Raw genomic sequence first — 25,752 nt, forward strand, 5'->3', positions numbered from 1 at the left:
CCGGGCGCCAGTACGCTGACGCCATGCGCGATCTCGGGGTGGGTTTCGGATACCTGGTGGCCGGTCAGCGGTGGGTGGGCCGACACGGCCGCTGGTTCGGATTCGGACTGCTGCCCGGCCTCATCACCCTCGTCGTGTACGCGGCCGCGCTCGTCGGTCTCGGCTACGGCGCCGACGACCTGGTGGTGTGGGCGACGCCGTTCGCCGACGACTGGTCCTCGCCGTGGTCCGCACTGCTGCGCACCACCCTGACCGTGCTGCTCTTCGGCCTCGGCCTCTTCCTCGCCGTGATCACGTTCACCGCCGTGACACTGCTGGTCGGCCAGCCGTTCTACGAGTCGCTGTCCGAGGAAGTCGACCGCACGGAGGGCGGCGAGGTCCCCGAGTCCGGGCTGCCGCTCTGGCGGGACCTGTGGATCTCCACCGTCGACAGCGTCCGGGTCCTGGCGCGGGTGGGGCTGTACTCGCTGCTGCTGTTCGCCCTCGGGTTCGTTCCGGTCGTCGGGCAGACCGTCGTCCCGGTGATCGGTTTCTGCGTCACCGGCTACTTCCTCTCCGAGGAACTCACCGCCGTCGCGCTCCAGCGGCGCGGCATGGTGCTCAAGGACCGGCTCGCCCTGCTGCGCGGGCGCCGCATGCTGGTCCTCGGCTTCGGCGTGCCGCTGGGACTTGTCTTCCTCGTCCCGTTCGTCGCCGTCTTCCTGATGCCGGGCGCCGTCGCCGGGGCCACCCTGCTGGTCCGCGACCTGGTGGCACCCGACGAGGACGAGGACGCGGCCGGCGGTGCCGGGAACGGAAGGAACGGGAACGGAAGGAACGGGAACGGCGACGGGGACTCCGGGAACGGAAGGAACGCGGACGGCGACGGGGGCGCGGACAGCGCCGGGAGCGGCGCGGACGGGGCGGCGACGGCCGACCGTGCGGAGACGGCCCCCGCGCCCGCCCCGCACACCCCTGGCAGGCGCTGAGCCGCCCGCGCCACCGGGAGGGCGGCGCGGGCGCGGTTCCGGCGCGGCCCGGTCAGCCGCTGTGCACCTCCAGCGCCGTCCTGACCGCCGACTCCAGGGCCCCCTCGATCCAGGCCGGTTTGATCGAGGTGTGGCAGCCCGCGAAGTGCAGCGGCCCCTCGACCGAACGCACATCGGCGAACAGTTCCGTGTGCTGGCCCGGCAGCAGCACCGACGCCTCGCCGTACGCGTACGGGTCGCGCATCCACGACTGGGTCGCGCCGACGCCGGTGTAGAAGACCTCGATCCGCTGCCCGTACACGTCCTGGACGCCGCCCAGGGCGTGCGGGTAGCGCTCGTCGTCGTCCAGCGAGTCCCACTTCAGCGCGTCGTCGGACCAGCTGTACGAGGCGAGGACGACGCCGCCCGCGCTGCCCTCGACCGGGTGGGAGGGCTGGAACATGAAGCGGTTGGGGTTGTCGGTGGCCGATCCGCCGCCGATGACGTGCGCCGCCTCGGGCTGGTCGCGGGCGGTGGCCCGGTACGCCGCGTAGTGCACCCGCTGGTTGGGCGGGAGATGACCGGACGGCACCGACGGGTGGGCGCCCAGCAGCGAACCGTCGGCCGGGGCCCTGCCCTTGCGGTAGGCGTCGTAGAGGCCGGGCCTGATCCTGTTCAGCTCGGCCTTCCAGTCCTTCTCCTCGAACTCCCACCAGCGGCGGCTGAATTCGAGCAGCACCTTGGTCGCCGCGTCGTAGTGGATCTCGGTGATCGCGCGCCGCTTGCCGTACGAGAGCAGCGGGGAGACGGGGATGTGGCGCAGCCCGGAGAACGGCACGGTGATGATCGCCCGGTCGCCGGTGAACGTCTCCCGGACCAGCGGCTTGCCGTCGCCGCCCTCGGAGATCGTCTCGACCCGGACCCCGTTCTTCCCGTAACTGATCCGGGTGGCCCGGCGGTCGAGGCGCACCAGGCCCTTGACCCGCTCGTACATCCGGTCGGCGAGCGTCGCGGTGCCGCCCGGCAGTTCGAAGAACGCCGTGTCCGGGCTGATCAGCGAGGCCCCGATGAAGCTGTGCACGAAGGCGAGATGGAGCCGTGAGGTGAGGTTCTCGATCGTGCCGACGAGGTCGATGGTGCGTTCGTCGAGCTTGGCCGCCTCGGTGAGGAAGCGGTACATCGACCAGTGTCCGTACCGCTGGATGACCCGGGCCCAGCCCTCGACGAGTGCGCGGCCCTCCTTGCCCTCGAACTCCTTGCGCACCGGCGCGAACGCCTCCCGCACGATCGTGGCGGCGGGCTTGTCCTCGTACGCGGCGGGGACACCGAACGACCGGTTGACCGCCCGCGGTTTCGCCGCGTAGTCGGCCCTGCGCATCCGGAGGCCGTTGACGTGGATCCAGGTGTGGTTGACCGGGCGGCCCTCGGCGTCGACATCGACGAGGTGGAAGGGGCGGCGCTTCAGGTCGAGGCTGTCGATCAGCCCGGTGACCAGCGGGTGGCTGTCGGGGATGCGCATCGCGCCCGCCTCGGCGTACTGCTTCGGGTCGGCGAACGGTGCCTTCGCGTGCTCGTGGCCGCCCCGGCGGAACGTTTTGATACGGCCGCCGACGCGGTTGCCGTTGGCCTCGATCACGGTGACCTCGTGCCCGGCCCTGTGGAGCAGGTGGGCGGCGGTCAGCCCGGCCGGGCCCGCGCCGACGACAAGGACCTTCTTGGGTGCCTTGCGTCCGCGCGGAAGGCCCTTGGACAGGAGGACTTCCTTGTAGTACGGGACCAGGGGCCGGTCGTGCTCGTCGCGCACGAGGATGGCGCGGGCGATGTCCAGACAGGTCTCCCAGTCCGATCCGGCGGCCGTGGGCGCGGGAGCGGCGGCGGAGGGCGCGGAGCCGACGACGAACGGAGCGGCGGCACTCGCGGGACCGGCCGCGGCCGTGGCGAGCGCGGCGGCACCGGCGGCGGCACCCGCGATCAGGGAGCGGCGGGAGGGCGGACCGGAGGAGGACGAGGAGGATGTGGAGGGAGAGGAGGACCCGGTGGGCTCGGAAGTCATGCGGCCCACCCTGGCCCGCCCGGTGCGAGACCCTCGCCCGAACGCGCGTAGACCGTAGGGAAATCACCCGCAGGTGGTCCCAACGGCCTTCCTGTACTGACGACTTGACCGTCAGTTCGTGGGCCCGGGGCGCTGCTCGGCGTCCGCTCCCGCCGGTCTCCGCTCGGCGTCGGCTCCCGCCGGTCCCTGCCCGGCGCCCGGTTCCGCAGGCCGCAGGAGGGCCAGGAAGTCCTGGAACGCGGCGGGCATGTCCACCGCCTCCGGGTCCAGCAGCCACTGGTACTGCAACCCGTCCATCACCGCCACCAGCAGAGGGGCCGCACGCTCGGGGGTCAGTCCGCCCGGCAGCCGTTCGCCGTGCTCCGCGCGCAGGGTCGCCGTCATGCTCGCCCGGACCTGGGTGTAGCGGCGGGTGAAGAACTCCCGGGCGGGGTGCCCCTCCGTCACGCTCTCGCCGAGCAGCGCCGAGAACGTCTGGACGATGCCGGGCCGCATCGCGTTGTACTCCACCAGCGAGCCGAGCAGATCGGTCCGCCAGGTGCGCTCGCCCCGGCTGCCGCCGCCGGTGTCCCACTGGTCGCGCTCCTCCAGCACGGCGACCAGCAGCGCCTCCTTCGTCGGGAAGTGGTGCAGCAGCCCCTGCTGACTGAGGCCGACCCGCTCGGCGACGGCGTTCAGCGAGGCGCCGCGGTAGCCGCGCTCGGCGATCACCTCGAACGTGGCCCGGAGAATCTCCGCCCGCCGTTCCGCGCTCCTGGCCCGCGCCATCGTCCCGGCCCCTCTCGATGCTGAGTCCGCCCCGTTCCGAGGACCGTACGCCATCCCCAAATATCACGAGATGGTAACGAAACCTACCGTTCAACCGGTATCGGGGTGACGATGGGAGACATCGGAAGCAGCAGTGCAGGACACACACGAGGAGGAACGGCCGTGGCGGACGCGTCCACATCCACCCACCCCGATGCGGCCCGTGAGGCCGCTGTCGAGAAGGCGCTGGCCGCCCTCGGGCTCGACGACAAGGCCCGGCTGCTGGCCGGTCAGGACATGTGGTCGCTGCCGGCGCTGCCCGCCGTCGGCCTGCGCTCCCTGGTGATGTCCGACGGGCCCATCGGCGTCCGCGGAGTCGCCTGGAGCGCCGACGACCCGTCCGTCGCGCTGCCCTCGCCGACCGCGCTCGCCGCGACCTGGGATCCGGCCCTGGCCCGCCGGGCCGGGCGGCTGCTCGCCCAGGAGGCCCGCCGCAAGGGCGTGCACGTCCTCCTCGCCCCGACCGTCAACCTCCACCGGTCCCCGCTCGGCGGGCGCCACTTCGAGACATACAGCGAGGACCCGTACCTCACCGGCGAGATCGGCACCGGCTACGTGCGCGGCGTGCAGGACGGCGGCGTCGGCACGACCGTCAAGCACTTCGTCGCCAACGACGCCGAGACCGACCGCTTCACCGTCGACAACGTCGTCGCCCCGCGAGCCCTGCGCGAGATCTACCTCGCCCCGTTCGAGCGGATCGTCCGCAACGCCCGCCCGTGGGGCATCATGTCCGCCTACAACCGGGTCAACGGCCCCACCATGACCGAGCACCGCTACCTCCAGAACGCGGTGCTGCGCGGCGAATGGGGCTTCGACGGCTTCGTCGTCTCCGACTGGCTGGCCGCCCGTTCCACCGTCGGCGCCGCCCTCGGCGGGCTCGACGTGGCCATGCCGGGCCCGAAGACGGTCTACGGGAAGGCCCTCGCCGACGCCGTACGGGCCGGCGAGGTGGAGGAGTCCGTCGTCGACGGGGCCGTGCGCAACGTGCTCCGGCTCGCCGCCCGGGTCGGCGTCCTGGATGGCGCCCCGCCCGTCGTCGACCCGGCCGGCCACCCCGCGACCGTCGACGGCGACGCGCTGGCCCGGGAGATCGCCCGACGCTCCTTCGTCCTGGTGCGCAACGAACCCGCCGGGCGGACGGAGGACAGCGGGGACCACACCACGGGCGAGACCCCTGCCGCGCTGCCCATCGACCCGGCGGCCGTGCGCAGGGTGGCGCTCAGCGGCGCGCTCGCCCGGGACGCCCGGGTCCTCGGCGGCGGCTCCGCCCAGGTCTTCCCGCACCACGTCGTCACCCCGCTGGACGGCCTCGCCGCCGCCCTCCCGGACGGCGTCCTCGACTACCGCGTCGGTGCCGACCCGAACGACGAACTCGTCCCCGCCGGAAAGGGCTTCGGCCTCAGGGCCGTCTGCCGCGACGCCTCCGGCACCGTCATCGGCTCGGCCCCGCTGCACGACGGCACCCTCCAGTGGATCGGCGACGACCTCCCCGAGGGCGTCACCCGCGCGAACCTGCACAGCGTCGAGATCACCGGCACCTTCGTCCCGCGCGACAGCGGCGAGCACGTCTTCGGCACCCGCGGCACCGGCGAACTCACCCTCGCCGTCGCGGGCGAGACGCTGTACGACGAGATCCACCGGGTCGTCTCCGCCGACCCCGGCGAGGCGTTCTTCGGCAACCCGCTGGAGCGCGGCCGGATCACGCTCGCCGCGGGCGAGCCCGTCGAGGTCTCGCTGCGCCAGGTCCCGGAGACCCTGGGCGACGACGCGCCCGTCCTCGGCGTCTCGTTCGCCCTGTGCCACCTCGGCCCCCGCCGCGACCCGGCGGAACTGATCGCCGAGGCCGTCGACGCGGCCCGCGACGCGGACATTGCGATCGTCGTCGTCGGCACCACCGAACGCGTCGAGTCCGAGGGCTTCGACCGCACCGGCCTCGCGCTCCCCGGCCACCAGGACGATCTGGTCCGGGCCGTCGCCGCGGTCAACCCGAACACCGTCGTCGTCGTCAACTCCGGCTCCCCGGTGGAACTCCCGTGGCGCGAGGAGGTCGCGGCGGTGCTGCTCGGCTGGTTCCCGGGCCAGGAGGCGGGCCACGCCCTCGCCGACGTACTCCTCGGCGCCGAGGAACCGGGCGGTCGGCTGCCCACCACCTGGCCGGTCGCGCTCGCCGACGTCCCCGTCTCGAACACCACCCCCACCGACGGGAAACTCTCCTACGACGAGGGCGTCTTCGTCGGCTACCCGGCCTGGGAGCGGGCCGGCACCGCGCCCGCGTACCCGTTCGGCCACGGCCTGGGCTACACCACCTGGGAGTACGAGGGGATCGACGCGGGCCCCGACGGCGCCACCGTCCACCTCCGCAACACCGGCACCCGCCCCGGCGCCGAGACCGTCCAGCTCTACCTGGCGCCGCGCGACGCCGCCGCCGACCGTCCCGCCCGGCGGCTGGCCGGCTTCGCCCGTGTCGAGGCGGGGCCCGGCGAGAGCGTCCGGGCGGAGATCCGGATCGAGCGGCGCGCCTACGAGATCTGGGACGAGGAGGCGTACGGCTGGCGGTTCCTCCCCGGCACGTACGAGGTGCGGGCGGCCCGTTCCGTCGACGACGTGCGCCTGACGGCGGTCGTGGACGTCCGGGCGGCGGACGTCCCGTAATCCCGTATTCGGGGGCTGATGCTGGTGGGCTCTCCTATCCAACTGCCGTCAGTTCGTCCCGGTGTCCGGCCGGATGGTGACCGCGGGTGATCGTCGGTGGCGTACCGGCTCCAGGCCCCTTTGCTCTGCCGTTGGGGTTCGGCGGGACGGCGCCGGGCGGGGCCGAGTCCTGGCCTGGGTCAGGCCGTGCCGGTGGAGTTCTTTGAGGGGCAGGTGACGGCCCAGGCGGCCTCGATCATCTGGAAGATCTCGTCCACCGCGCTCTGCGGTTCGGCCGCGTCACGGGCCAGGGAGTAGGCGTCGATCACGAACCTCGCGATCGTCCGGCAGGCCGTAGTGGTCTGTGACAGGTCGGGATCGGCGGCGATGGCCGTCGCCAGCGACTCCGCATGGCGCAGCCTCATCGACTCCTCGTACTCGCGCAGGGCGGGTGATTCGTCGATCATGCGCCAGATCGGAGCGGCGCCGTCCGCCGTGCAATGTCGCACCAGGGCCTGGATCTCGCGGCGTAGCGCGGGGAGGAGCGGCTCGTGCGGTGCCCGGCTGGTGACCGCCTGGGTGAGGCGTTGCTCGAAGTCCTGGTCCTGCTCGAAGACCAGGGCCTCCTTCGAGGCGAAGTGGGAGAAGACCGTGGTGACGGCGACGTCGGCTTCGGCGGCCACGTCGCGGATGCCCACCGTGTCGTACCCGCGTTCCAGGAAGAGTCGCAGGGCGGTGTCGGCGATCTTCTGGCGGGTCTCGGCCTTCTTGCGTTCGCGTCTCCCGGACGGCACGGTCATGCCCTGACGCTATCAGATCCAAAGGTGGAACCGTTGTTAAATGCTAACCGTTAGGGTTATGGTCGACGGCATGAAGAAAGTGAGCTTTGCCGAGTTCGGCGGTCCTGACGTCCTGCGACTCGTCGACGCCGAGGAGCCCCACGCGGGCCCGGGCCAGGTACGCATCGCCGTGCGGGCGGCCGGCGTGAACCCCGTCGACTGGAGGATCCGCGAAGGCCAGATCCTCAAGGCCCATCCGATCGAGTTGCCCTCCGGAGTCGGACTGGACGCCTCCGGGGTGGTGGACGAGGTCGGTCAGGGCGTCGAAGGGATCGAGGTCGGCGACCACGTGTTCGGCGAAGGCACGAGCACCTATGCCGAGTTCGCCGTGCTGTCGGCCTGGGCCCGCATGCCCGAGAGACTGACGTTCGAAGAGGCGGCCGGGTACCCCTCCGTGGTGGAGACCGCGCTGCGCATCATCCGCGAGGTCGGCGTGCAGGCCGGGCAGACGCTGCTGGTCAGCGGTGCGTCCGGAGGAGTCGGATCGGCGGTGCTGCAGATCGCCCGCGACCGCGGGATCACGGTGATCGGCACCGCCGGAGACGCGAACCAGGACTACCTGCGCAGCCTGGGTGCCCTCGCCACGACGTACGGCGAAGGCTGGGTCGAGCGGGTGCGGCGGCTGGGCGATGTCGACGCGGCTCTCGATCTGGCCGGCTCGGGCGTGATCCGCGAGCTCGTCGAGCTGACCGGGGATCCGCAGAGGGTGATCTCCATCGCCGATCTCGCCACGTCCGAGTTCGGTGTCCGATTCTCCGGCGTGGCCGGGAGCGTGCCGGAAGCGCTCGCCGAGGCCGTCGGCCTCATCTCGCGGGGAAAGCTCCGCATCCCAGTCGAGAAGTCGTATCCGCTCGCCGAGGCCATGGCGGCACACATCGACAGCCAGACCGGTCACACGCGCGGGCGCCGGGTCCTGGTCGTCTGAAAGCGACTGAGCGTCGTTCCCACGCAGAAGTTGAGGACGATGCCGGCCCTGGGACTGGTCAGCCCGCATCGCGCGGCGGCGGCCGGCGCGGAGCCGCAGGGCATGGGTGCTGCGTCGGGGGCGACCCGTGAACTCGTATGCGGCGCCAATTCGATGGGGAGGGCGAGGGCCTGAAACCGGAGGAGGAGGCTCAGACGCTCGCCCAGGTCTTTCGGGAGGCGATGTGCAGCGCGGAGATCTCGTGCGCGAGCGCGTCGTCGGCCGCCTGGCGCCTTTGGCGGGCGGCCTCGCCATCGCGCCAGGCGTAGGAGGAGGAGCGGGCCACGTGCAGCACCCGGCAAAGCAGAACGGTCGGGCAGTTCGCCTTCTCCGCATGGATGAACCGGTACAGCCCGCTCACCGGTCGTTCTCCTTCACGAAGAAGGCGGTCGCTTTTTTCAGGATCTCGATCGTCTGCTGCTGTTCACGGTTCTCCTTGCGCAGCCGTCGCAATTCCTCGCGCTCGGCGCCGGTCAGCTCGCCGGGGGCGCCCTCGCCCCGGTCTGCCCTGGCCTTGCGGTACCAGCCGCGCAGGGACTCGGAGCTGATGCCGAGTTCCCGGGCGACGGCGGTGACCGTCTCGCCCGAGGAGCCGACGAGCGCGATCGCGTCCCGCCTGAACTCCTCGGTGTACCACCTCGTGTACTTGCTTCCCACCTGGTGCTACTTCCTCTGGAACCTCAGGTCCCAGTCTCCAGGTGTCCACGATCAAGGGGAAGCTTCAGGCCGTCAGCGCACCCCGAACCCGTACACCGTCGTCGAGACGAACTCCTCGCCCGGCCGCAGCACCGTGCTCGGGAAGCCGGGCCGGTTCGGGGAGTCCGGGAAGTGCTGGGTCTCCAGCGCGATCCCGGCGCACGGTCCGAACGGCCGCCCGTCGAAGTGGTCCGCCGTGTACAGCTGCATCCCCGGCTCCGTCGTGGTGACGGTCAGCACCCGCCCCGCCCCCGGGTCGTACAGCTCGGCGTCCGGACCCGCCCCCGCCGCACCGGCCCCGTCCAGAACGAAGTTGTGGTCGTAGCCCGGCCCGACCGGCCTCGGCTCCCGGAAGTCGAACCGCGACCCGTCCACCGGCAGGAACGCGCCCGTCGGCAGCGACTCGGCGTCCACCGGGGTGATCCGCCCGGCCGCGATCCGCAGCACCTGGCCCAGCGCGCCGCCTCCCGTGCCCGCGAGGTTCCAGTACGTGTGGTTGGTGAGGTTCAGTACCGTCGGGGCGTCCGTCACCGCCCGGTACCCGATCCGCAGCGCCCCGCCCTCGTCCAGGGTGTACGCCACGGACACCTCCAGGCGCCCCGGGAAGCCCTCCTCGCCGTCCCGGGAGACCAGGGACAGTTCCACCCCTCCCGGGGCCTCACGCGCCCGCCAGACGCGCTTGTCGAAGCCCCGGGCGCCGCCGTGCACCTGATTGCGCCCCTCGTTGGGCGTGAGCCGGTGCGCGCGCCCGTCCAGTTCGAAACGCGCCCCGCCGATCCGGTTCGCGTACCGCCCGACCACGGCGCCGAAGTACGGGCCGGGGAACGCCTCGTACCCGGCGAGGTCCGGCAGCCCCAGCGCCACCCCGGCGCGCGTCCCGTCCCGGTCCGGAACCTCGACCGACTGCACGACGCCGCCGTACGTCAGCACCCGCACCCGCGTACCGGCCCGCTCCAGCGTCCAGCGGTGCACCGCGGCGCCGTCCGCCGACGTGCCGAACTCCTCCGCACGTACGACCGTGCTCGAACTCGTGTCCATGATCACAAACTCTACGGCAGGCTCTCAGGCCGGAGGTTTCGTCGCCGTGACGTTGCGGTACGCGATCTCCGCCAGCCGGGCCTGCCCCTCCCGCCCCGGATGGAACCAGTCCCACTGGCTGAGCTGTGCGCCGATGAACGGGAAGTCGTGGACCGCCCCTCCGTCGTAGCGGCAGCGTGCGTCCTTGGCGCAGACGTCCCGGAGCACCGCGTTGTACTCCTCGACGCGCTTCTGCACCGAGGCGCGCCGGGCCACGGCCTGCGCGCCCATGTCGTCCGCGTCGCCCAGCATCGACGTGCAGATCCCCAGCTTCCAGATCTGCCTGACCAGTTCCTTGTCCCGCCCCGTCGACCAGAGCCGCATGAGGTCCGGCACGCTCGACACGTACACCTGCGCCTTGGGTGCACCGGCCCGCAACTGCCGCATCGCCGTCTCGAACGAGGAACGGAAATCGGCCACCGGCGTCATGTACCGGACCGAATCCCGGCAGGCGTCGTTGGCCCCGATCATCACCGTGACCAGATCCGGCTTCTCCTTCGCGGCCCGCGCCATCTGCTCCGGAAGCTGCGCCATCCTGGCGCCCGTCACCGCGTGGTTCCAACTGTGCGCGGCGGCTCCCGACTCACCGAGCAGTCGTACCGCGAGACTGCGCACCTGGGCGTCCGTACCGGTGGCCCACGAGACCTCCGGACAGTCCGCCAGCACCGAGCAGGCGTCGAAGCCGCGGGTGATGGAGTCCCCGACGGCGGCCACCGACTTCGGGCCGCGGTTCCAGACCGGACCGGCCGCCGCGGACGGCTTCCGCTGCCCGGCCGCCGAACCCTTCGTCGTCCCGTCCCGGTCGGAGTCGCAGCCGACGAGGGCGGCTGACCCCAGCAGGGCGACCGCCGTGAGGCCAGCCGCGATCCGCGAACGACGTCGGACGGAACGATCCCGCATGCCATGGTCCCCTCGGTTGTGCCCCCGGCATTCCCCGGCGGCACAGCGGTATGAAAGACGGACGAATGATGTGCCCAGGACCGACCGTACGTCACACCACCGGTGCCGCCGCGCGGTAGCTTTTCCTCGTCGAACCAACGGTGCGTTTCCTCGCCCGGCTCCACTCGGGTGGCTTTCCGTACATCACATCACGTCACATACTGTCCCTTTTCAGGAGATTCGCCCCGATGCTGTTTACTGATGACAACCTCGGGATCCGGCCGAGAAACGACGGTACGGGCGCGAGACCGCTGGGGAAGGCGAACTTCGTCCCACACTGGAGGTCCCGGTGACGACACGTGGAGTTCTGTACGTTCACTCCGCGCCGCGCGCGCTCTGTCCCCATGTCGAATGGGCGGTGGGGGGTGTTCTCGGTGTGCGGGTGCAGCTCGACTGGATCAGGCAGCCCGCCGCCCCCGGCACCTGGCGGTCCGAGTTCTCCTGGCAGGCCCGGCCGGGCACCGCGTCGAAACTGGCCTCCGCGCTGCGCGGCTGGGATCTGCTGCGCTTCGAGGTGACGGCGGAGCCGAGCCCCACGTCGGAGGGCGAGCGTTACAGCTCCACACCCGAACTGGGTATTTTCCACGCGGTCACCGGCATGCACGGCGACATCCTGGTGCCCGAGGACCGGCTCCGCGCGGCACTCGCACGGTCCTCCCGGGGCGAGACGGACCTGGCGGCCGAGATCGCCAAGCTGCTCGGCAAGCCGTGGGACGACGAGCTGGAGTCCTTCCGGCACGCCGGCGAGGGCGCGCCGGTGCGCTGGCTGCACCAGGTGGTGTGACGGGCGGCGCCGCCCGGGCGCCCGCACGACGGACGGACGAAGCCCGTCTCCCCACGGGGAGACGGGCTTCGTCCGTCGTGACGGACCGGGGCGCAGGCCCCCGTCCCGCGGATCAGACGCTGCGGAACGCCAGGACCACGTTGTGGCCGCCGAACCCGAACGAGTTGTTGATCGCGGCGACGGGGCCCTCGGGCAGCGGACGCGGCGCGTCGCGCACGATGTCCGCCTCCACCTCCGGGTCGAGGTTCTCCACGTTGGTCGTCGGCGGGGCCATCCGGTGGTGCAGCGCCAGGACCGTCGCGACGGTCTCCACGCCGCCCGCGCCGCCCAGGAGGTGACCGGTCATCGACTTCGTCGCGGAGATCGCCACGTGGTCGAGGTCGTCGCCGAGGACCTTGCGCAGCGCCTTCAGTTCCGCGACGTCGCCCTGCGGCGTCGACGTGGCGTGCGCGTTGAGGTGCACGACTTCGGACGGCTTGAGATCCGTCTGGTCCAGCAGGTTCTGCAGCGCGGTGGCGATGCCGCGACCGCTCGGCTCGGGCTGCGCGATGTGGTGGGCGTCCGCGGACAGGCCCTGGCCCAGCACCTCGCAGTAGACCTTCGCACCGCGCGCGGCGGCGTGCTCCGCCGACTCCAGGACGACCACGCCGGCACCCTCGCCGAGCACGAAGCCGTCACGACCGGTGTCGTACGGGCGGGAGGCCTTCTCGGGGTCCTCGTTGTTCTTGGACATCGCCATCATGTTGGCGAACGCGGCGATCGGCAGCGGGTGGATCGCCGCCTCGGTGCCACCGGCGAGGACCACGTCGGCGCGACCCGTGCGGATCATCTCGACGGCGTAGCCGATCGCCTCGGCGCCGGAGGCGCAGGCGGAGACCGGGGTGTGCACACCGGCCTGGGCGTTGACCTCCAGGCCGACGTTGGCCGCCGGGCCGTTGGGCATGAGCATGGGCACGGTGTGCGGGGAGACGCGGCGTACGCCCTTCTCCTTCAGCACGTCGTACTGGTCGAGCAGGGTGGTCACGCCGCCGATGCCGGAGGCGATGACCGTGCCCAGCCGGTCGGGCCGGACCGCGCTGTCCTCACCGGCCTTGCCGGTGTAACCGGCGTCCGCCCACGCCTCGCGGGCCGCGATCAGCGCGAACTGCGCCGAGCGGTCCAGCTTGCGGGCGAGCGGACGGGGGAGTACCTCGCCCGGGTCGACGGCCGCGAGGGCCGCGATCCGGACGGGAAGCTCGGCGAAACGTTCGCCCTGGAGGGGCTTGACGCCGGAACGACCGGCCATCAGACCTTCCCAGGTCGACGCCGAGTCGCCACCCAGCGGAGTGGTTGCGCCGATACCGGTGACGACCACGGTGCAATTGGTCGAGCTCACTGGAAAATCTTCTCCACGTGTAGAGGGTCGTGAATCAGCGGCGCCACCGCCGGGTGGCGACACAGGAGCCGGCCGATCAGGCCTGGTGCTTGAGGATGTAGTCGGCAGCATCGCCGACGGTCTTGAGGTTCTTGACGTCCTCGTCGGGGATCTTCACGTCGAAGCGCTCCTCGGCGGCGACGACGACCTCGACCATGGACAGCGAGTCGACGTCCAGGTCGTCGGTGAAGGACTTGTCCAGCTGGACGTCCTCGACCGGGATACCGGCGATCTCGTTGACGATCTCGGCGAGACCGTTGACGATCTCTTCCTGAGTGGCGGCCATGTTGGCGCTCCTTCGGTGTTTATCTGCAGGGTTCGGACGTCCGGGCCGAATGGCCTGGTGTGTCTAGGGGAGGGTAACGACCGTCGCGGCGTACACGAGACCCGCCCCGAAGCCGATGACGAGCGCGGTGTCCCCGCTCTTGGCCTGACCGGTCGCCAGGAGCCGCTCCATCGCGAGCGGAATCGAGGCGGCGGAGGTGTTGCCGGTGGTCTCCACGTCACGGGCGACCGTGACGTGCTCCGGCAGCTTGAGGGTCTTCACCATCGAGTCGATGATCCGCATGTTTGCCTGGTGCGGAATGAAGACGTCCAGGTCTTCCGGGGCGATCCCGGCCGCGTCCAGCGCCTGCTGGGCGACCTTCGCCATCTCGAAGACGGCCCAGCGGAAGACCGCCTGGCCCTCCTGCGTGATGGCCGGGAACTTGACGTTGCCCTCGGAGTCGAGCGGCAGTTGCGACACGTCGCCGCCGCGGAACGCGTCCCACGGCACGGTCTGCTTGATCGTGCCGGACTTGTCGCCCTCGGAACCCCACACGGTCGGGCCGATGGCCGGAACCTTCGAGGGGCCGACGACGACAGCACCGGCACCGTCACCGAACAGGAAGGCCGTCGCACGGTCCTCCAGGTCGGTCAGGTCGGACAGCCGTTCCACGCCGATGACCAGGACGTACTCGGCCGAGCCCTCGACGATCATGCCCTTGGCGAGGGTCAGCCCGTAACCGAAGCCGGCACAGCCCGCCGAGATGTCGAACGCGGCGGCCCTGTCGGTGCCCAGCTTGTCGGCGATCTCGGTGGCGATCGCGGGCGTCTGCGCGAAGTGCGAGACGGTGGAGACGACCACGGCGCCGATCTGGTCGGGGCGGATCCCGGCGTCGGCGATGGCCTTGCCGGACGCCTCGACCGACATCGCGGAGACGGTCTCCTCGTCGTTCGCCCAGTGGCGGGTGGCGATGCCGGAACGCGAGCGGATCCACTCGTCGGACGAGTCGATCTTTTCGAGGATCACCTCGTTGGGCACGACCCGCGTCGGACGGTAGCCGCCGACGCCCATGATCCGGGCGTACGGGGCGCCTTGGGCGGGCTTGATCTTCGACATGCTCTCGGGCTCCTTAGGCACCCGCGTGCTCGATGATGAGCGCGCGGGCCGCGTCGAGGTCGTCGGGGGTCTTGATCGCGAGGGTCTGTACGCCGGGCATGGCCCGCTTCGCGAGACCCGTGAGGGTGCCGCCGGGGCACGCCTCGATGAGCGCGGTGACGCCCATCTCCTTGAAGGTCTCCATGCACAGGTCCCAGCGCACCGGGTTGGCCACCTGGCCGACCAGCCGGGAAACCACCTCGTCGCCGGTGGCGACGGCCTTCCCGTCGGCGTTCGAGACATAGGTCACGGACGGATCGCTGATCTTCAGCTCCAGCGCGGCCTCGCGCAGCCGTTCCACGGCGGGCGCCATGTGGCGCGTGTGGAAGGCACCGGCGACCTTGAGAGGCACCACCCGGCGCACCCCCTCGGGCTTGTCCTCGGTCAGCGCGGTGATCTGCTCGGCGGTGCCGGCGGCGACGATCTGGCCGCCCCCGTTGACGTTCGCCGCGGTCAGACCGAGCCGCTCCAGGTGCGGAACCGTGACCTCCGGGTCGCCGCCGAGCAGCGCCGCCATCCCGGTCTCGGTGACCGCCGCGGCTTCCGCCATGGCGAGCCCGCGGGCTCGTACGAGACGCAGTGCCGGCTCGTCGCCGACGACCCCGGCAAGAGCGGCGGCCGTGATCTCACCCACGCTGTGACCTGCGACGATGTCCGGCGTCGCGTCGAGCGCGGCAGCCGAGAGCAGACCGGCGGCGACCAGCAGCGGCTGCGCCACCGCGGTGTCGCGGATCTCCTCCGCGTCGGCCTTCGTGCCGTAGTGGACGAGGTCGAGCCCGATGGCCTCGGACCAGGCCGCGATGCGGTCGGCGGCGCCGGGGAGGTCGAGCCAGGGGGTCAGGAAGCCGGGCGTCTGAGCGCCTTGGCCGGGAGCGACGAGTACGAGCACTCTCACACTCTCTCTTGCGAACGGTCCGGAACGCCCGTGGGGACAGGGACGAAGAACCGTAGGGGGAATTGTTGACGTTCCACAAAAGTCTAGGACCGGGTATCCCCAGCGGCCAGGCGCCCCAGGATCAGGGCGATTCGCAGCGTGAACGCCGAGCGGACGTCCGACGGCGACCACCCGGTGACGTCTGTCACACGTCGCAGCCGGTAGCGCACGGTGTTCGGGTGGACGAACAGCATCCGCGCCGCGCCCTCCAGGCTGCTCGCCTGCTCCAGATACACACTGAGCGTTTCCAGCAGTGCGGACCCCGCCTCCTCCAACGGTCTGTAGATCTCCTCCACCAACTGCTCCCGCGCGGCGGGGTCGCCCGCCATGGCGCGCTCCGGGAGCAGATCGTCGGCGAGCACCGGGCGCGGGGCGTCCTGCCAGGCACAGCACGCCTTCAGCCCGGCCGCCGCCGCCTGCGCGGACCTGGTGGCCGCCAGCAGGTCGGGCACCACCGGCCCGGCGACGACCGGGCCCGCCGCGTACGGGCCGATCAGCGCCTTCGCCACCCGCAACGGGTTGTCGCTGCCGCCCGCGATGACCACCAGACGGTGGCCGAGCACCCCGGTCAGGACCTGGAGCTTGGCGTGCCGGGCGGCCCGCCGGATCGCCTCCACGGTCAGTTCGCTGTCGCCGTCCGGCGCGGTGCCGAGCACCACGCAGACGTGCTCGGGGGAGTTCCAGCCGAGCGCCGCGGCCCGCGACACCGCCCCCTCGTCCGCCTCGCCGGACAGCACCGCGTTGACCACCAGCGATTCCAGCCGGGCGTCCCAGGCGCCACGCGCCTCGGCGGCCTGCGCGTACACCTGGGCGGTCGCGAAGGCGATCTCCCGCGCGTAGACGAGCAGCGCCTCGCGCAGCGCCGACGCGTCGCCGGGCGCCGCGACCTCCTCGATCGCCGCCTCCATGACCTCGATCGTGGTGCGCACCATCTCGACGGTCTGCCGCAGGGTGATCGCCCGGGTCAGCTCGCGCGGAGCCGTGCCGAACACGTCGGTGGAGATCGCCTGCGGGGTCTCCGGGTGCCGGAACCACTCGGTGAACGCCGCGATGCCGGCCTGGGCGACCAGGCCGATCCAGGACCGGTTCTCCGGGGGCATCGCCCGGTACCACGGCAGCGTCTCGTCCATGCGGGCGATCGCGTTGGCGGCCAGTCGGCCGGAGGACTGCTCCAGCCGCTTCAGGGTCGCGGCGTGCAGGTGGGCGTCGTGCGCAGCGGGCTGCTCAGGATCGGGTCGGGACACGGACACAAGACTGCCCTATCCGGCCACCGGCGCGACGGGCCGGGGCAGCGGCGGGTCGTACCGCCCGGTAACGACCCGGGGGAGCGGGAGGGGGCGGGCCGACGACGAGGTGGCCGGTGCGAGGCGCGCGCCGGGCTACCGTGTGCGGGTGATTTCCGTACAGCGTTCCGAGGACCGATTCCGGGGCGGGGACGACGCGACAGGCATCGTGTCCCTGCACGCGTTCTCGTTCGGCACCTTCTACGACCCCGACAACCTCCGCTTCGGCCCGGTCATGGCCTGCAACGAGGAACGGCTCGCTCCGGGGTCGGGTTTCGACGAACACCCGCACAGCCACACGGAGATCGTCACCTGGGTCGTCGAGGGCGAGCTGACCCACCGCGACTCGGCCGGTCACGCCACGACCGTGCGTGCGGGCGACCTCCAGCACCTGAGCGCCGCCGCCGGTGTGCGTCACGTCGAACGCAACGACGACTCCCGTCCGTTGACGTTCGTCCAGATGTGGCTGGCCCCGCTGGAACCGGGCGGCGAGCCCGCGTACACGATCGTCCCCGCCCTCGCCGACTCCACCCCGTACCCGCTCCCGGCGGCGGGCGCGACGCTCCACGTCCGCCGCCCGGCCGGGGGCGAGCGGGTGGCGCTCCCGGACGCGGACCGGGTGTACGTCCACGTCGTGGCCGGACGCGTACGGATCGGCGACGCGGGCGAGGAACTGACGGCGGGCGACGCCCTGCGGATCAGCGGCGAGCGGGCGCCGGAGCTGCTGGCGCGGGACGGCGCCGAGCTGCTGGTCTGGGAACTCCGGTAACTTCCAGAACTCGGCGACTTCCGGATTTCCTTCCAGATCTTCCGGACCTTCGGGTCCGAACGGTCCCGGCAGCGGAGATCCCCCTCGGTGACGGGGCAGGGGCGCATGCCGCCGCACCCCATGCGGACAGGTGCTCGGGGCGACCACCGGCCGTCCCGAGCACCTGCGTTCCGCGTTCTGTGTTCAGTGTTCTTTCGGACCTTGTTCTTTCGGGCCTTCGGCCTTCCGGTCGTCCGGCCTTCGTGCCCGCCTCAGCGCAGCCCGTCCACGAAGGACTGCCAGGCGCGGGCCCCGATGGTCAGGACGGGGCCGTCCGGGTTCTTGCTGTCGCGCACGGGCACGGCGCACGGCAGCCCGTCGACCACCTCGACGCACTCCCCCCCGGTGCTGCCGCTGTAGCTGGACTTGCGCCAGGCCGCGCCGCCGGTGACGGTGCACTCGACGCATTCGCCGCCGGTGTTGCCGCTGTAGCTGGACTTACGCCACCACGCGTTCTTCAGCTCGGAACCGGTCTCCATAACGCTCCTCCATCACGCGGGTGATCAGGGCCGCGGATTCCTCGACGGAGAGGGCGGCGGCCTGCAGTCGAGCGTAACGGAGCGCGGCCTCCCTGACGGTGTCGGGGCTGGCCGTCATGTGACCGGAGATGACGTCCTCCGTGTAGACGATGTCCGGGTCGTCATCGAAGCGCATCGTGGTGAACGACCCGGCGAGACTTGCATGTTCACCGGCCGCGAAGGGAAGCACCTGGATCTGCATCCAGCGATGGCCGACCACGTCCAACAGGCGCTGGAGTTGCTTCCGCATGACCTCGTGACCCCCGATCGGCCGGTGCAGCACCGCCTCGTCGAGCACCGCCCAGGCGAGCGGCGGCCGTTCCCGCTCCAGGATCCGCTGACGCTCCATCCGGGCCGCCACCTGGCCGTCGAGATCCTCCGGCATACCGGTCGCCAGAACGGCCCGCGCGTACGCTTCCGTCTGCAACAGCCCATACACCAACTGCGCCTGGTACGTGGAGATGTACGTGGCGCTCGACTCCATCTCCGCGTACGGCTGGAACCAGTTCGGCAACTGGCTGCGCAGCACCAGTCCGATCAGCCGGGAGAACAGCCCGTCCGTCCCGAGCGCCGCGTCCACCCGCTCCGAGAAATCACGGGTGGGCACCTTCCTCGTCGTCTCGATCTGGCCGATCAGCGAGCCCGTGCAGAAGATGCACCTGCCGAGCTCCGTCTGATTGAGGTTGTTCGCCTCTCTCAGGCGGCGCAACTCCCAGCCGTAGTAGTCCAACGGGGACGCGCTGGGGTCGAGTGTCTGGATGTTGGCCACGGTGGGGGCACCTCCGGCGTTCAACGCCTCACGGCGTTCGTTTCACTGCGTAGCCGAGCGTAGCCACGCCACTCCACTCTGGTGACATGAATCACGTAACTTCACCCCCGGTCGCGGAGCTGCCGGAGCCGACCTACCGCGCCGACTTCGCGATGGGCGAGCACTCCGCCCGTCACCTGCGCCGCATCCTGCGCCTCTACCTCACCGGCTGGGGCCTGTGCGACGTCGCCGACGCGGCGGAACTGGCACTCACCGAGCTGATCGCCAACGCCGTACGGCACGTGCCCGGCCGCCGCTGCCAGACGCTCATCTTCCTGCTCCCGGACGGGGGCGTACGCGTCGAGGTCGCGGATGCGTGCCCCGAACCACCGCGCGTGACGGTCGGTGACGTCCTGGACGAGGGCGGGCGGGGGCTGGTGCTGGTCGACGCCGTCACCGACCGCTGGGGAACCGACGTACGCGGCGACGGGCGCGGCAAGACGGTGTGGTTCGAGTGCCTGTCCGCCGGGGCGGCGAAGGCCGCGCAGACCTCGTCCGCGACGAAGGACGCGGGGACACCGCCGGCGGGGGCACCGTCCGCAGGGACACCGTCCGTGGAGGCATCGTCGACGGGGGGATCGTCGGCCCTCACACCTCCGTCGCCATGACGTGCTCATACCAGTCGCTGCCGCCCCTGTCCGTCAGGTGCCCCGAGTCGTGCTCCCACTTGCTATCGGTGACCTTGAAGCGCGCGCCCGGCATGAGCAGTACCTCGGCCTCGCTGCCCTGGTACTGGTGGAACGGGTCGATGTCGCGGCCGTACTTTCCGGTGAGCGTGAGTTCGAGGAAGATCCGGTGCCGCGCCGCTCCGTCCACCCGCTGGCCGCGCATGAAGTCCATCCCCACGTCCTTCTCACGGCTGGTGCTGTCGAAGGAGGTGGTGAAGACGGTTCCCCGACGGTAGTTGACCGCCGCGTACTTGCCGAGCTGGGTGACCGCCCCGTCGCCGCCGATGTTCCAGTCGCCCCGGTAGACCGTGCCGGTGACGGGCGGAAGCCGGTTCAGCGCCTCCATCGTCATGTCGGCGTGCGCCTTCAACTCCTCGAAGAGCGGGGGCGCGATGACGTCGATCCGCGCGTCGATGACGGCCATCGCCGCCTTCTGCGCGACCGGGTCCGTACCCTGCGCCGCCGCGAGCTGCGGCCCGATCACCGGGTCCTCGGTGAGGGTCGGCACGTTCTCGTCCGGATGCGCGGCGGCCCACCTGAGCTGGGCCTTGATCTGGGCGAGGGAGATCGATTCGGCGCCGGAGGTGAGCAGCCCGGTGGTGCCGTAGGGCGCGTATCCCTCGGGCAGGAGCCGGCTGCGCACCGCCGCGTTGATCATCGCGTGCGCCCCGCCGGTGTACGTCATCAGGGCGGTCGCGTGGGCCGGTTTGAACGTCCTGGTCACGTCCTTGACGGAGGTGACGCCGTTGTCCCGCTTCCACTGGTCGATGCGCGGATCGGGGTGGGTGTCGGCCTCGTCGAACGTCTGGTACTTCTGCTGCGCGTCCTGGGCCGCGGTCACGCCCGGTTCCATGAAACCGCTCGCCGCCGGGTCCACGTCCCGGGCCTTCCCCGCCTCGGCGAGGTACATCAGCTCGTGCGGGAACTGCCCGCCCACACAGACGTGCTGGCGCAGTTCCTCCTCCGTGAAGGGCGCGATGTTCTGGTACATCAGCGCCGCGCCCTTCTCCGCTCGCAGCACGGACTCCCGGGGGCCCTTGACCCCGGCCGCCCAGGAACCGCGCAGGATCTCGTAGAGCGAGTGGTCCCAGGACGGCAGCATCCAGCCCATCACGGCCATCCGGAAGTCGAAGGCGTCGACCCCGGGCACGTTCATCCACTGGAAGGTCTTGAGCATCCGCGTCGTGGTGCCCGACATGCCCGCGACCACCGGAAGTCCACGCGCCGCGCTCGACTTCGCCCAACTCGACGACTGGTTGATCTCGTAGTAGGCGGCGCCCTCGATCCAGGGGAGCTTGTCGTCCGGTCCGGGCTTGCCCGCGAACTCCAGCTCGCGGGCGCTGAGCGGCGCTCCCCGCTCCTCGTAGTCGCGGGGGCTCTTGCGGTGGGCGTCCCGGTCGGCGTCGTCCCGCTTCTGCCGGGGCTCCTGACTCCTGATCATTTCGAGGGTGTCACCGGCGAAGGTCTCCGACTCCGACTGGGCGAGGATGTTGCCCAGGGCATACGGGTCCTTCGCGAAGTTGTACCCCTTGCCTCCGACGTTCGCCGCCGCCTCCAGCAGCGCCCGCTTCGAGCTGTTGAGGAACGCGGAATGCTTCTTCAGCTCCTCCTCGTTCATGCCGAGCGTCGATGCCAACTGGGGCCGGGGCCCGATGATGCCGTTCAGGATCTCCTTCATCGACAGCTTGCCCGCGCCCCCGTCCGGGGCCGTCGTGTTGTAGTACGCGGCGTTGTACAGGGCGGTCATCAGCTCACGGACGTTTCCGTCGCTCGTGAAGAACGCGTTGATCTGGGCGGTGGTCATGTTCTCGCCCACCTGCCCGCCGCTGGTGCTGTCGCCGAGGAAGAACGACTTGTTCGCCAGGGCCGTGTCCTTGTGCGCCGTCCGGGCGTAGGCGGTGAGCAGTTTCTTCAGCCGCGCCACGGTCGCACGGGCGGCGGCGAGGGCCCGGCCGTCCCGGAAGGCGTATCCACCGAGCCGCTTCTCGAACTCCTCGGCGGTGTCCTGCCATCCGGCCTTCCCGTAGTACTGCGCGTGGTCGAAGAGGGCCTCGCCCGCTCCGGCCCGCTGCACGGCGACGGCCCGCCCGTGGTCGTGCGCGCGAGCGGGCACCCGCTGCACGGCCGCACTCTCCGACGAGGGTGCGGGCACCGCCTCCGCCACGGTCTTCTGCTCCGCCTCCGCCTCCGCCACGGGCGCGGGGCCGGACAGGACGCGGCGGGCATTGGCCTCCGCCGCGCGTTCGAACCGGTCCGAGGGGTCGGAGACGCTGAGCCCGGAACCGTTGTCGGTACCCGCGACGGGCCCCAGACGCTGCTGGACGACATGGGTCAGTTCATGGGCCAGGGTGTGCCGGTCGGCGCCCCCGGAACCGATGACGACATGGCTGCCGGAGGTGTACGCGCGTGCGCCCACCTCCGCCGCGGAGCGCCGCGCGGCGGCGCCCGTGTGCAGCCGTACGTCGGAGAAGTCCGCGCCCAGTCGCGCCTCCATGTCCGCCCGGACCGCCCCGCCCAACGGCTTCCCGGGCGAGCGCAGCACATCCGGCACCGACGACCGCTGAACCGTGGCGGACGGTTCCCCGCCCCCACCCCCGACCCCGTTCCCGTCCCCGGCCCCCTCCCACGCACGGCGCCGCGCCTCCAGCATCCGCACCACGGCCGCGTTCCCGAGCGAACGTTGCAGCGCGCCGAGCGGGAGCGCGATCGGCGATCCGGGTGAGTCGGGCTGTCCGGCGACGCCGGCGCCGTCCAATCCGGCGAGCGGCGCGACAGCGAGCGGCGCAAAGGTGACCGGTCCCGCGCCGACCGGACCCGCGCCGACCGCAGGACCGACTGCCGTCGCCCGGGCAGTGGCCGGGGCCGCGGGGGCGGAACGTACGGCGTCGTCCTGTCGCTCGTGTGTGCGCATGAACCGATGGTCGGCCATCCTCGCGCCGGATGGGAGGGCTTCCCCGGCTATTCCCCGCCGCCCCGCGGGTTCACCCGTCCCGCACCTGGCGGCCACCCACCGCCGTGCGAACAGCCCGTCCCGGAGCCCGTAGAACGCGACCCGGCCGCCCGGATCACCACCCGGGCCACCCCTCAGACCACCCCTCAAACCATCCCTCAGGTCATCCCTGAGTCCACCCGTCAGGCTCTCAACGCCCGGAGCGCAGCTCCGCGAGCACCGCGTCCGTGAACGCCGGCCACACCTCCACCGCCCACGGGCCGAAGGCCCGGTCGGTCAGCGCGACGCACGCCGCACCCGCGACCGGGTCGACCCACAGGAACGTGCCCGACTGCCCGAAGTGCCCGAAGGCCGAGGGTGACGACGAACTCCCCGTCCAGTGCGGGGACTTGTGGTCCCGGATCTCGAAGCCGAGCCCCCAGTCGTTGGGGTTCTGGTGTCCGTAGCCGGGCAGCACGCCCTTCAGTCCGGGGTACTGGACGGTCTGCGCGTCCAGCACCGTGCGCGGATCGAGCAGCCGGGGCGCCTGCACCTCCGCCGCGAACCGCACAAGGTCGTCGACGGTCGAGACACCGTCCTTGGCGGGCGAACCGTCCACCGTCGTCGACGTCATCCCCAGCGGCTCCAGCACCGCCTGGCGCACGTACTCCGGGAACGGGATGTCGGCGGCCTTCGCGATGTGGTCGCCGAGCACCTCGAAGCCCGCGTTGGAGTACAGCCGCCGGGTCCCGGGTGCGGCCGTCGTACGGTGCTCGTCGAACGCGAGCCCACTGGTGTGCGCGAGCAGATGCCGGACGGTGGCCCCCTCGGGCCCGGCCGCCTCGTCCAGCTCCACCGCCCCCTCCTCGTACGCCACCAGCGCCGCGTACGCCGCGAGCGGCTTGGTCACGGAGGCGAGCGGGAACCGGTGCGCCGTCGCGCCGTGCGCACCGACGACGGTCCCGTCCGCTCGTACGACGGCAGCCGCCGCGGTGGGAACGGGCCAGTTGTCGATCATTGCCAGGCTCTGCATGCCTATGAGCGTAACGGGCCGTGACCGTTCCGCCCGGTACAGGGCCCTGCCGCAGGGCGAGGTGTGGGGCGCGCAGAGCGAATGCGGGGTGCGCCCGGTTCCCGGACCGGACGCACCCCGCTGTGGCATCAACTACTCCCCGGCACCTCCGTGGGCAGGCCGAACAAGGACCCGGCAAGTTGCTCGACCTGGCTCTCGGTCAAGGCCCCCTCGAAGGCCCAGACGTCGTCGAGCACACCTGGGAAGTACTCGCTTCCGGTGCCACCGACCTTCGTCCGCCCGAGCTGGAGGGACTTCCCGGCCCTGGTGGTCAGGACGTTCTCACCCCAGGCCATCAGGCCCTCGCAGGCGCTGCTGCCGGACCCGCCGTCACCGCAGGCCACCTCCTGGACGACGCCGTTGACGTACAGGCGCGCCTGTCTGGCGAACCCGTCATAGACCAGGGCCAGGTGCGTCCAGTCCGTGACGTGGTTGAACACGCTGTTGGCCATACGCCGTGTCGTGGCGTCCGCGCTGTCCTTGTCGGGCAGTGCGATCTCCCACGTCCCGCGGCCCTCGGTGTCGTCGGCGTCCGGCACGAACCGGAGACTGAAGGGACTCTGCACGGAACCCTCCGCGCTGAGTACCGCGGCGCTCTGGGCGGGCGTGGACGCTGCCTGAGCCCATGCGGCGACCGTGAAACTGGTACTCGTGTCGACCGGGACTGCTGGAGTGGACGCGTAGCCGGTCGTGCCGTTCAGCTCCAATCCGCCGTCGATGATTCCCGGGCCGATCTTCGCGCCGCCCTCCAGAGACATGGACGCCGCCTGCCCGGAGTCGTCCGGCGAAGTGGAATCGGCGCCTGCATCGTCCAGTTTCCATCGCGCGCCGAGCAATGGACGTTGCTGGAACAACTGGTGTACTTCCTCGTCGGACACCGGCCGGTCGTAGAGACGGACGTCGTCGATCTGGCCGGGGAAGTACTGGATGAGCTTGCCGCCGTCGATGCTCAGCGCACCGACCTGGACACTCCCGCCGGCATACCAGGGACTGGCCTGGGCCACACTGGCTGCCTTGACCCCGTTGACGTAGAGGGTGAGTGTTTTGGCCACCGCGTCGTGGACACCGACGAGGTGTACCCACTCTCCCGCTCGCGCGGTGGTGCCCGCCGGTTGCACGGCGCGGATCTGGGTGGCGTTCGGGACGTCGGCCGAATACTGGGTGAAGCCCCAGCGGTTGTACGTCTTCGAGTAATACAGCTCGAAGCCCGGCCGGTTCGTGCCCAACTGGGCCACGACCGTGGCGGCCTGGTCCGGTATGCGGTCGAGTTTGGCCCAGGCCGAGACCGTGAAGGGGCGCTGGGTGTCGGAGTGCGGGGCGGCGGTGCGCGCGTAGGCGTCGGTGCCGTTCAGCGCGAGGGAGCGCCCCGCGACGCCCGCGGCGCCGAGCCGGGCTCCGCCTTCGAGCTTCAGCGGCTGGGTGTCGGCGTACCCGACGACCTCGGTGGCATCTTCCGGCTCGTCCAGCGGAAACACGGCACGGGCCGTACGTCCGTTGCCGATGGACTCCCCGCGGAAGAGACGGCCGACCTCCGTCGCGCTCACCGGCTTGTCGAACAGACGCAGATCATCGATGGTGCCGGGGAAATAGTTCGTGACGATGCCGTTGAGGTTGGCCGCTCCTATCTGGAGACCGCGACGGGATTCCCATGCCGTGGTGTAAGGGGCGGAGCCGGCCAGGGTTCCGTTGACGTAGAGCTGGAGCTCCTTCGCGCCTCCGCTGTAGACACCCACCAGATGCGTCCATTCGTTCGCGGTCACCCCGCCTGCCTGCGGGGCCATGGCCCGGGCGATGGAGGCTCCTGCGGTGTCGGAGGTGTACTGGTTGAATACCCACCGGTCATACCCGAGGGAGTAGTACAACTCGAATCCGGGTGAGTAGTTGCCCGGCTGGGCCGCGATGACGGCTGCCTTGGTGGGCATCTTGTCGAGCTTCACCCAGGTCGACACACTGAAACCGATGGACGTGTTGATCGTCGGGATGTCGGTCGCCGCGTAGCCGCTCGTACCGTCGAGGTGCAGAGCCGTCCCCTGCTTGCCCGCGGCCCCGGGGGGGGGGGCGGCCCCCCCCCGGGGGGGGGGGGCCCCCCCCCGCCGGCCCCCCCCCCCCCCGCGCCGCGCCCCCCCCCCCCCGAACCCAACCAACCCCCCCCCGGCCCGCC

General features: G+C 71.3%; 23 protein-coding genes. 6 read left to right on the plus strand and 17 right to left on the minus strand.

Going from position 1 to position 25,752, the window contains the following annotated elements; all coding sequences use genetic code 11:
• Positions 1-23 precede the first annotated feature (23 nt).
• On the plus strand, positions 24-968 hold the full coding sequence (locus tag ACF1CT_RS08960; protein ID WP_391783114.1) for an EI24 domain-containing protein: 945 nt from the start codon (positions 24-26) through the stop codon (positions 966-968).
• Between the two features lie 52 nt (positions 969-1,020).
• Here the strand turns inward: ACF1CT_RS08960 and ACF1CT_RS08965 are convergent, their stop codons facing one another.
• Positions 1,021-3,000: a flavin monoamine oxidase family protein gene (locus tag ACF1CT_RS08965; protein ID WP_391783115.1), complete on the minus strand. Its 1,980-nt coding sequence runs from the start codon at positions 2,998-3,000 to the stop codon at positions 1,021-1,023.
• A 111-nt stretch (positions 3,001-3,111) separates the two neighbouring features.
• A complete protein-coding gene (locus ACF1CT_RS08970) occupies positions 3,112-3,768 on the minus strand; it encodes a TetR/AcrR family transcriptional regulator (RefSeq protein WP_391783116.1) in 657 nt (218 codons plus the stop codon).
• A 162-nt stretch (positions 3,769-3,930) separates the two neighbouring features.
• Between ACF1CT_RS08970 and ACF1CT_RS08975 the strand changes: the two genes are divergently transcribed.
• The gene (locus ACF1CT_RS08975) at positions 3,931-6,459 is read left to right on the plus strand and encodes a glycoside hydrolase family 3 protein (RefSeq protein ID WP_391783117.1); all 2,529 of its coding nucleotides are present in this window, start codon (positions 3,931-3,933) and stop codon (positions 6,457-6,459) included.
• 179 nt (positions 6,460-6,638) lie between these two features.
• On the opposite strand, the gene ACF1CT_RS08980 is transcribed toward ACF1CT_RS08975, so the two are convergent.
• Positions 6,639-7,238, minus strand: a complete 600-nt coding sequence (locus ACF1CT_RS08980) for a TetR/AcrR family transcriptional regulator (RefSeq protein WP_391783118.1) — start codon at positions 7,236-7,238, stop codon at positions 6,639-6,641.
• A gap of 70 nt (positions 7,239-7,308) precedes the next feature.
• Between ACF1CT_RS08980 and ACF1CT_RS08985 the strand changes: the two genes are divergently transcribed.
• Positions 7,309-8,202 (plus strand): NADP-dependent oxidoreductase, encoded by an 894-nt coding sequence (locus ACF1CT_RS08985; RefSeq protein WP_391783119.1) that lies wholly within the window; start codon positions 7,309-7,311, stop codon positions 8,200-8,202.
• Between the two features lie 190 nt (positions 8,203-8,392).
• On the opposite strand, the gene ACF1CT_RS08990 is transcribed toward ACF1CT_RS08985, so the two are convergent.
• From ACF1CT_RS08990 to ACF1CT_RS09005, 4 genes are all read right to left on the minus strand, one after another.
• A complete protein-coding gene (locus ACF1CT_RS08990; RefSeq protein WP_391783120.1) occupies positions 8,393-8,602 on the minus strand; it encodes a hypothetical protein in 210 nt (69 codons plus the stop codon).
• Positions 8,599-8,898 carry a transposase gene (locus ACF1CT_RS08995; protein ID WP_391783121.1) on the minus strand — a complete coding sequence of 100 codons (300 nt, stop codon included), beginning with the start codon at positions 8,896-8,898 and terminating at the stop codon, positions 8,599-8,601. Before ACF1CT_RS08995 ends, ACF1CT_RS08990 begins: the two co-directional genes overlap by 4 nt.
• Before the next feature lie 72 nt (positions 8,899-8,970).
• A complete protein-coding gene (locus ACF1CT_RS09000; RefSeq protein ID WP_391783122.1) occupies positions 8,971-9,975 on the minus strand; it encodes an aldose epimerase family protein in 1,005 nt (334 codons plus the stop codon).
• Positions 9,976-9,999: 24 nt separating this feature from the next.
• On the minus strand, positions 10,000-10,914 hold the full coding sequence (locus ACF1CT_RS09005; protein WP_391783123.1) for an SGNH/GDSL hydrolase family protein: 915 nt from the start codon (positions 10,912-10,914) through the stop codon (positions 10,000-10,002).
• 328 nt (positions 10,915-11,242) lie between these two features.
• Here ACF1CT_RS09005 and ACF1CT_RS09010 point away from each other — a divergent pair, with 328 nt between their 5' ends.
• The gene (locus ACF1CT_RS09010; protein ID WP_391783124.1) at positions 11,243-11,737 is read left to right on the plus strand and encodes a DUF3145 domain-containing protein; all 495 of its coding nucleotides are present in this window, start codon (positions 11,243-11,245) and stop codon (positions 11,735-11,737) included.
• Positions 11,738-11,849: 112 nt separating this feature from the next.
• On the opposite strand, the gene fabF is transcribed toward ACF1CT_RS09010, so the two are convergent.
• From fabF to ACF1CT_RS09035, 5 genes are all read right to left on the minus strand, one after another.
• Positions 11,850-13,112 (minus strand): beta-ketoacyl-ACP synthase II, encoded by a 1,263-nt coding sequence (gene fabF / locus ACF1CT_RS09015; RefSeq protein ID WP_391783125.1) that lies wholly within the window; start codon positions 13,110-13,112, stop codon positions 11,850-11,852.
• A 76-nt stretch (positions 13,113-13,188) separates the two neighbouring features.
• Positions 13,189-13,437, minus strand: a complete 249-nt coding sequence (locus tag ACF1CT_RS09020; RefSeq protein WP_030925892.1) for an acyl carrier protein — start codon at positions 13,435-13,437, stop codon at positions 13,189-13,191.
• Positions 13,438-13,500: 63 nt separating this feature from the next.
• A complete protein-coding gene (locus ACF1CT_RS09025) occupies positions 13,501-14,532 on the minus strand; it encodes a ketoacyl-ACP synthase III (protein WP_391783126.1) in 1,032 nt (343 codons plus the stop codon).
• A 13-nt stretch (positions 14,533-14,545) separates the two neighbouring features.
• Entirely contained in the window at positions 14,546-15,460 is a 915-nt protein-coding gene (locus ACF1CT_RS09030; protein WP_391783127.1) for an ACP S-malonyltransferase, read from the minus strand.
• A gap of 89 nt (positions 15,461-15,549) precedes the next feature.
• On the minus strand, positions 15,550-16,749 hold the full coding sequence (locus tag ACF1CT_RS09035; RefSeq protein WP_391783128.1) for a PucR family transcriptional regulator: 1,200 nt from the start codon (positions 16,747-16,749) through the stop codon (positions 15,550-15,552).
• A 148-nt stretch (positions 16,750-16,897) separates the two neighbouring features.
• On the opposite strand from ACF1CT_RS09035, the gene ACF1CT_RS09040 reads away from it, so the two are divergent.
• Positions 16,898-17,557 carry a pirin family protein gene (locus tag ACF1CT_RS09040; RefSeq protein ID WP_391783129.1) on the plus strand — a complete coding sequence of 220 codons (660 nt, stop codon included), beginning with the start codon at positions 16,898-16,900 and terminating at the stop codon, positions 17,555-17,557.
• A gap of 251 nt (positions 17,558-17,808) precedes the next feature.
• Here the strand turns inward: ACF1CT_RS09040 and ACF1CT_RS09045 are convergent, their stop codons facing one another.
• On the minus strand, positions 17,809-18,075 hold the full coding sequence (locus tag ACF1CT_RS09045; RefSeq protein ID WP_391783130.1) for a DUF397 domain-containing protein: 267 nt from the start codon (positions 18,073-18,075) through the stop codon (positions 17,809-17,811).
• A complete protein-coding gene (locus ACF1CT_RS09050) occupies positions 18,035-18,883 on the minus strand; it encodes a helix-turn-helix domain-containing protein (protein ID WP_391783131.1) in 849 nt (282 codons plus the stop codon). The genes ACF1CT_RS09045 and ACF1CT_RS09050 overlap by 41 nt, the downstream gene beginning before the upstream one ends.
• Before the next feature lie 86 nt (positions 18,884-18,969).
• Here ACF1CT_RS09050 and ACF1CT_RS09055 point away from each other — a divergent pair, with 86 nt between their 5' ends.
• Positions 18,970-19,530: an ATP-binding protein gene (locus ACF1CT_RS09055; RefSeq protein WP_391783132.1), complete on the plus strand. Its 561-nt coding sequence runs from the start codon at positions 18,970-18,972 to the stop codon at positions 19,528-19,530.
• On the opposite strand, the gene ACF1CT_RS09060 is transcribed toward ACF1CT_RS09055, so the two are convergent.
• The 3 genes from ACF1CT_RS09060 to ACF1CT_RS09070 form a co-directional block, all read right to left on the minus strand.
• Positions 19,511-22,501, minus strand: coding sequence for a DUF4157 domain-containing protein (locus tag ACF1CT_RS09060; RefSeq protein WP_391783133.1), 2,991 nt, complete (start codon positions 22,499-22,501; stop codon positions 19,511-19,513). The genes ACF1CT_RS09055 and ACF1CT_RS09060 overlap by 20 nt on opposite strands.
• A 229-nt stretch (positions 22,502-22,730) precedes the next feature.
• Positions 22,731-23,552 (minus strand): serine hydrolase domain-containing protein, encoded by an 822-nt coding sequence (locus ACF1CT_RS09065; RefSeq protein ID WP_391783134.1) that lies wholly within the window; start codon positions 23,550-23,552, stop codon positions 22,731-22,733.
• Positions 23,553-23,680: 128 nt separating this feature from the next.
• Complete coding sequence (locus tag ACF1CT_RS09070) at positions 23,681-25,735, minus strand: LamG domain-containing protein (RefSeq protein ID WP_391783135.1); 2,055 nt, start codon at positions 25,733-25,735, stop codon at positions 23,681-23,683.
• Positions 25,736-25,752 lie beyond the last annotated feature (17 nt).

The organism is Streptomyces sp. NPDC014734 (genome assembly GCF_043083325.1).
GTDB lineage: Bacteria > Actinomycetota > Actinomycetes > Streptomycetales > Streptomycetaceae > Streptomyces.

Coding starts and splice junctions, on each gene's coding strand:
- ACF1CT_RS08970 (WP_391783116.1), bottom strand. CDS start 3,768: ATGGCGCGGGCCAGGAGCGCGGAACGGCGGGCGGAGATTCTCCGGGCC.
- ACF1CT_RS09045 (WP_391783130.1), bottom strand. CDS start 18,075: ATGGAGACCGGTTCCGAGCTGAAGAACGCGTGGTGGCGTAAGTCCAGC.
- ACF1CT_RS08960 (WP_391783114.1), top strand. CDS start 24: ATGCGCGATCTCGGGGTGGGTTTCGGATACCTGGTGGCCGGTCAGCGG.
- ACF1CT_RS09005 (WP_391783123.1), bottom strand. CDS start 10,914: ATGCGGGATCGTTCCGTCCGACGTCGTTCGCGGATCGCGGCTGGCCTC.
- ACF1CT_RS08980 (WP_391783118.1), bottom strand. CDS start 7,238: ATGACCGTGCCGTCCGGGAGACGCGAACGCAAGAAGGCCGAGACCCGC.
- ACF1CT_RS09060 (WP_391783133.1), bottom strand. CDS start 22,501: ATGCGCACACACGAGCGACAGGACGACGCCGTACGTTCCGCCCCCGCG.
- ACF1CT_RS09025 (WP_391783126.1), bottom strand. CDS start 14,532: ATGTCGAAGATCAAGCCCGCCCAAGGCGCCCCGTACGCCCGGATCATG.
- ACF1CT_RS09020 (WP_030925892.1), bottom strand. CDS start 13,437: ATGGCCGCCACTCAGGAAGAGATCGTCAACGGTCTCGCCGAGATCGTC.
- ACF1CT_RS08985 (WP_391783119.1), top strand. CDS start 7,309: ATGAAGAAAGTGAGCTTTGCCGAGTTCGGCGGTCCTGACGTCCTGCGA.
- ACF1CT_RS09065 (WP_391783134.1), bottom strand. CDS start 23,552: ATGCAGAGCCTGGCAATGATCGACAACTGGCCCGTTCCCACCGCGGCG.
- ACF1CT_RS08965 (WP_391783115.1), bottom strand. CDS start 3,000: ATGACTTCCGAGCCCACCGGGTCCTCCTCTCCCTCCACATCCTCCTCG.
- ACF1CT_RS09000 (WP_391783122.1), bottom strand. CDS start 9,975: ATGGACACGAGTTCGAGCACGGTCGTACGTGCGGAGGAGTTCGGCACG.
- ACF1CT_RS09055 (WP_391783132.1), top strand. CDS start 18,970: ATGAATCACGTAACTTCACCCCCGGTCGCGGAGCTGCCGGAGCCGACC.